At 52.3% G+C, this 6117-nt stretch carries 1 protein-coding gene, 3 tRNA genes and 3 rRNA genes; all 7 read right to left on the minus strand.

Annotation, left to right across the window (positions count from 1 at the left end; genetic code table 11):
- Positions 1-105 precede the first annotated feature (105 nt).
- Positions 106-182: transfer RNA gene (locus ABT171_RS41355), tRNA-Asp, on the minus strand.
- Between the two features lie 94 nt (positions 183-276).
- Positions 277-392: ribosomal RNA gene (gene rrf / locus ABT171_RS41360) — 5S ribosomal RNA — on the minus strand.
- Between the two features lie 99 nt (positions 393-491).
- A 23S ribosomal RNA gene (locus tag ABT171_RS41365) occupies positions 492-3399 on the minus strand.
- Between the two features lie 207 nt (positions 3400-3606).
- Positions 3607-3682 (minus strand) — tRNA-Ala (locus ABT171_RS41370).
- Positions 3683-3720: 38 nt separating this feature from the next.
- A tRNA-Ile gene (locus ABT171_RS41375) sits at positions 3721-3797 on the minus strand.
- A 74-nt stretch (positions 3798-3871) separates the two neighbouring features.
- Positions 3872-5413, minus strand: a 16S ribosomal RNA gene (locus ABT171_RS41380).
- The 16S, 23S and 5S rRNA genes sit together here with 3 tRNA genes alongside, the layout of an rRNA operon.
- A gap of 393 nt (positions 5414-5806) precedes the next feature.
- On the minus strand, positions 5807-6117 hold a 311-nt coding region (locus ABT171_RS41385; protein ID WP_351252099.1), incomplete at its 5' end, for an HAD-IIIA family hydrolase.

Below are 6117 nucleotides of genomic sequence, written 5' to 3' on the forward strand. Positions count from 1 at the left end.
ACTCGCGACACCCGGTTTTGGAGACCGGTGCTCTACCAACTGAGCTACGCCCCTAAATCTCGCTTAACATTATGCCTGCTAATAAAGCAGGCATAATTAAATAAGTGGCGGAACGGACGGGGCTCGAACCCGCGACCCCCTGCGTGACAGGCAGGTATTCTAACCAACTGAACTACCGCTCCACCGATTCTTTTACGTTGCATCTCTCGATGCCGGCAAATTCGCGCTTTGCGATTTGCGCATTACCAGTCGTCACACTGATAACGTTTATTTGATGCCTGGCAGTGTCCTACTCTCGCATGGGGAGACCCCACACTACCATCGGCGCTACGGCGTTTCACTTCTGAGTTCGGCATGGGGTCAGGTGGGACCACCGCGCTATTGCCGCCAGGCAAATTCTGTTTCATTCCAACCGCCTCACTTCCATGAAGCCATCAGAACCAATCTCGGAACTTCGCTGAAAATCTCTCTAAAAACACCTTCGGTGTTGTAAGGTTAAGCCTCACGGATCATTAGTACTGGTTAGCTCAATGCATCGCTGCACTTACACACCCAGCCTATCAACGTCTTAGTCTTAAACGTTCCTTCAGGGACCTTAAAGGCCCAGGGAAGACTCATCTTGAGGCAAGTTTCGCGCTTAGATGCTTTCAGCGCTTATCTTTTCCGCACTTAGCTACCGGGCAATGCCATTGGCATGACAACCCGAACACCAGTGGTGCGTTCACTCCGGTCCTCTCGTACTAGGAGCAACCCCTCTCAATCTTCCAACGCCCACGGCAGATAGGGACCGAACTGTCTCACGACGTTCTAAACCCAGCTCGCGTACCACTTTAAATGGCGAACAGCCATACCCTTGGGACCTACTTCAGCCCCAGGATGTGATGAGCCGACATCGAGGTGCCAAACACCGCCGTCGATATGAACTCTTGGGCGGTATCAGCCTGTTATCCCCGGAGTACCTTTTATCCGTTGAGCGATGGCCCTTCCATTCAGAACCACCGGATCACTAAGACCTACTTTCGTACCTGCTCGAGCCGTCACTCTCGCAGTCAAGCTAGCTTATGCCTTTGCACTAACCTCACGATGTCCGACCGTGATTAGCTAACCTTCGTGCTCCTCCGTTACTCTTTGGGAGGAGACCGCCCCAGTCAAACTACCCACCAGACACTGTCCTCACCCCAGATTATGGGGCCGAGTTAGAACATCAAACATTAAAGGGTGGTATTTCAAGGATGGCTCCACGCAGACTGGCGTCCACGCTTCAAAGCCTCCCACCTATCCTACACATCAAGGCTCAATGTTCAGTGTCAAGCTATAGTAAAGGTTCACGGGGTCTTTCCGTCTTGCCGCGGGTACACTGCATCTTCACAGCGAGTTCAATTTCACTGAGTCTCGGGTGGAGACAGCCTGGCCATCATTACGCCATTCGTGCAGGTCGGAACTTACCCGACAAGGAATTTCGCTACCTTAGGACCGTTATAGTTACGGCCGCCGTTTACTGGGGCTTCGATCAAGAGCTTCGCCTTGCGGCTGACCCCATCAATTAACCTTCCAGCACCGGGCAGGCGTCACACCGTATACGTCCACTTTCGTGTTTGCACAGTGCTGTGTTTTTATTAAACAGTTGCAGCCAGCTGGTATCTTCGACTGGCTTCAGCTCCATCCGCGAGGGACTTCACCTACATGCCAGCGTGCCTTCTCCCGAAGTTACGGCACCATTTTGCCTAGTTCCTTCACCCGAGTTCTCTCAAGCGCCTTGGTATTCTCTACCTGACCACCTGTGTCGGTTTGGGGTACGATTTAATGTTACCTGATGCTTAGAGGATTTTCCTGGAAGCAGGGCATCAACTACTTCTGCACCGTAGTGCATCGTCATCACGCCTCAGGGTTAGTATGCAACCGGATTTACCAGGTCACACCCCCTACACGCTTAAACCGGGACAACCGTCGCCCGGCTAGCCTAGCCTTCTCCGTCCCCCCTTCGCAGTAACACCAAGTACAGGAATATTAACCTGTTTCCCATCGACTACGCTTTTCAGCCTCGCCTTAGGGGTCGACTCACCCTGCCCCGATTAACGTTGGACAGGAACCCTTGGTCTTCCGGCGAGCGGGCTTTTCACCCGCTTTATCGTTACTTATGTCAGCATTCGCACTTCTGATACCTCCAGCAACCCTCACAGGCCACCTTCAACGGCTTACAGAACGCTCCCCTACCCAACAACGCCTAAGCGTCGCTGCCGCAGCTTCGGTGCATGGTTTAGCCCCGTTACATCTTCCGCGCAGGCCGACTCGACCAGTGAGCTATTACGCTTTCTTTAAATGATGGCTGCTTCTAAGCCAACATCCTGGCTGTCTATGCCTTCCCACATCGTTTCCCACTTAACCATGACTTTGGGACCTTAGCTGGCGGTCTGGGTTGTTTCCCTCTTCACGACGGACGTTAGCACCCGCCGTGTGTCTCCCGTGATAACATTCTTCGGTATTCGGAGTTTGCATCGGTTTGGTAAGCCGGGATGGCCCCCTAGCCGAAACAGTGCTCTACCCCCGAAGATGAGTTCACGAGGCGCTACCTAAATAGCTTTCGGGGAGAACCAGCTATCTCCCGGTTTGATTGGCCTTTCACCCCCAGCCACAAGTCATCCGCTAATTTTTCAACATTAGTCGGTTCGGTCCTCCAGTTAGTGTTACCCAACCTTCAACCTGCCCATGGCTAGATCACCGGGTTTCGGGTCTATACCTTGCAACTAATCGCCCAGTTAAGACTCGGTTTCCCTACGGCTCCCCTATACGGTTAACCTTGCTACAAAATATAAGTCGCTGACCCATTATACAAAAGGTACGCAGTCACACCACGAAGGTGCTCCCACTGCTTGTACGTACACGGTTTCAGGTTCTATTTCACTCCCCTCGCCGGGGTTCTTTTCGCCTTTCCCTCACGGTACTGGTTCACTATCGGTCAGTCAGGAGTATTTAGCCTTGGAGGATGGTCCCCCCATATTCAGACAGGATGTCACGTGTCCCGCCCTACTCATCGAACTCACGACCTGTGCATTTTAGTGTACGGGGCTATCACCCTTTGCTGCGCGACTTTCCAGACGCTTCCACTAACACACAAGCCGATTCAGGTTCTGGGCTCCTCCCCGTTCGCTCGCCGCTACTGGGGGAATCTCGGTTGATTTCTTTTCCTCGGGGTACTTAGATGTTTCAGTTCCCCCGGTTCGCCTCATGCCACTATGTATTCATGACATGATAGTGTGTCGAAACACACTGGGTTTCCCCATTCGGGTATCGCCGGTTATAACGGTTCATATCACCTTACCGACGCTTTTCGCAGATTAGCACGCCCTTCATCGCCTCTGACTGCCTAGGCATCCACCGTGTACGCTTAGTCACTTAACCTCACAACCCGAAGATGTTTCCATCGTTCGTGCTGCAAACATTTGAGAGACTCTATGACAGGTTACTCTTCATCCCAGTACATCTACGGAGGGATAAATTTCAGCCGTCATGTTTCAATTTTCAGCTTGTTCCAGATTGTTAAAGAGCAAAATACTTCGCAGCATACTGTCGCCAATATACTCTGAAGTATTGAAATACCGGACTATATGGTGGAGCTAAGCGGGATCGAACCGCTGACCTCCTGCGTGCAAGGCAGGCGCTCTCCCAGCTGAGCTATAGCCCCATACAGTCACGTGCAGTACCTTTTCCACTTCGAAGAAGTGGTAGGCCTGAGTGGACTTGAACCACCGACCTCACCCTTATCAGGGGTGCGCTCTAACCACCTGAGCTACAAGCCTATAAAGGTATTTCTGCTCGTTACTTTCTATCAGACAATCTGTGTGAGCACGCCACTCGAATCAATATCTTTAGGTAAGGAGGTGATCCAACCGCAGGTTCCCCTACGGTTACCTTGTTACGACTTCACCCCAGTCATGAATCACAAAGTGGTAAGCGCCCTCCCGAAGGTTAAGCTACCTACTTCTTTTGCAACCCACTCCCATGGTGTGACGGGCGGTGTGTACAAGGCCCGGGAACGTATTCACCGTAGCATTCTGATCTACGATTACTAGCGATTCCGACTTCATGGAGTCGAGTTGCAGACTCCAATCCGGACTACGACATACTTTATGAGGTCCGCTTGCTCTCGCGAGGTCGCTTCTCTTTGTATATGCCATTGTAGCACGTGTGTAGCCCTACTCGTAAGGGCCATGATGACTTGACGTCATCCCCACCTTCCTCCAGTTTATCACTGGCAGTCTCCTTTGAGTTCCCGGCCGAACCGCTGGCAACAAAGGATAAGGGTTGCGCTCGTTGCGGGACTTAACCCAACATTTCACAACACGAGCTGACGACAGCCATGCAGCACCTGTCTCAGAGTTCCCGAAGGCACCAATGCATCTCTGCTAAGTTCTCTGGATGTCAAGAGTAGGTAAGGTTCTTCGCGTTGCATCGAATTAAACCACATGCTCCACCGCTTGTGCGGGCCCCCGTCAATTCATTTGAGTTTTAACCTTGCGGCCGTACTCCCCAGGCGGTCGATTTAACGCGTTAGCTCCGGAAGCCACGCCTCAAGGGCACAACCTCCAAATCGACATCGTTTACAGCGTGGACTACCAGGGTATCTAATCCTGTTTGCTCCCCACGCTTTCGCACCTGAGCGTCAGTCTTCGTCCAGGGGGCCGCCTTCGCCACCGGTATTCCTCCAGATCTCTACGCATTTCACCGCTACACCTGGAATTCTACCCCCCTCTACGAGACTCTAGCTTGCCAGTTTCAAATGCAGTTCCCAGGTTGAGCCCGGGGATTTCACATCTGACTTAACAAACCGCCTGCGTGCGCTTTACGCCCAGTAATTCCGATTAACGCTTGCACCCTCCGTATTACCGCGGCTGCTGGCACGGAGTTAGCCGGTGCTTCTTCTGCGAGTAACGTCAATTGATGAGCGTATTAAGCTCACCACCTTCCTCCTCGCTGAAAGTGCTTTACAACCCGAAGGCCTTCTTCACACACGCGGCATGGCTGCATCAGGCTTGCGCCCATTGTGCAATATTCCCCACTGCTGCCTCCCGTAGGAGTCTGGACCGTGTCTCAGTTCCAGTGTGGCTGGTCATCCTCTCAGACCAGCTAGGGATCGTCGCCTAGGTGAGCCATTACCCCACCTACTAGCTAATCCCATCTGGGCACATCTGATGGCAAGAGGCCCGAAGGTCCCCCTCTTTGGTCTTGCGACGTTATGCGGTATTAGCTACCGTTTCCAGTAGTTATCCCCCTCCATCAGGCAGTTTCCCAGACATTACTCACCCGTCCGCCGCTCGTCACCCAGGGAGCAAGCTCCCCTGTGCTACCGCTCGACTTGCATGTGTTAAGCCTGCCGCCAGCGTTCAATCTGAGCCATGATCAAACTCTTCAATTAAAAGCTTGATTTGCTTCCACTCGAGAAGCGATGCTCAAAGATTTACTGCATGAATTTTACTTCAGTTAGTCACTCTTCAAGACTTGATATTTTTTTGCATCCGAAGATGCTGGATATCGTCTTGTGGAGTGCCCACACAGATTGTCTGATAAATTGTTAAAGAGCAGTGAGTTAGGCGCTTTCGCTTGCTAACTCGAGGTGGCGTATATTACGCTTTCCTCTTTCAGAGTCAACCCTAATTTTCAGGATTTTTTCTCTGCGACCCCCGGATACTCTGTGAAGTTGTTCACATGTTCCGTGTCGATGGAGGCGCATTATAGGGAGCCGGTTCAGAATGACAAGCGTTAATATGCATTTTTTATCTGACCGCTCACTATTCATTCGTAACGCCTATTAAACCCGCTTTTTGATGGCTGCAGGCAGGTCCGCCAGGCTATTAAGCACCCAATCGGCCAGCTTTTCGCCCTGCTCCGTCACCGGCTTGCCGGTACGCACCAGCACCTTGGTGCCGACGCCGGCCGCGATCGCCGCCTGCATGTCTTCCGGTTTATCCCCCACCATATAAGAAGCGGCCATATCGATGTTCAATTCCTGCTGCGCTTGCAACAGCATGCCCGGCTGCGGTTTACGGCAGTCGCACACCTGACGATACTCCTCTACTGCCGCCTCCGGATGATGCGGGCAGAAATAGATGCCGTCGAAGT

The organism is Streptomyces sp. NPDC001851 (assembly GCF_040297165.1).
GTDB lineage: Bacteria > Actinomycetota > Actinomycetes > Streptomycetales > Streptomycetaceae > Streptomyces.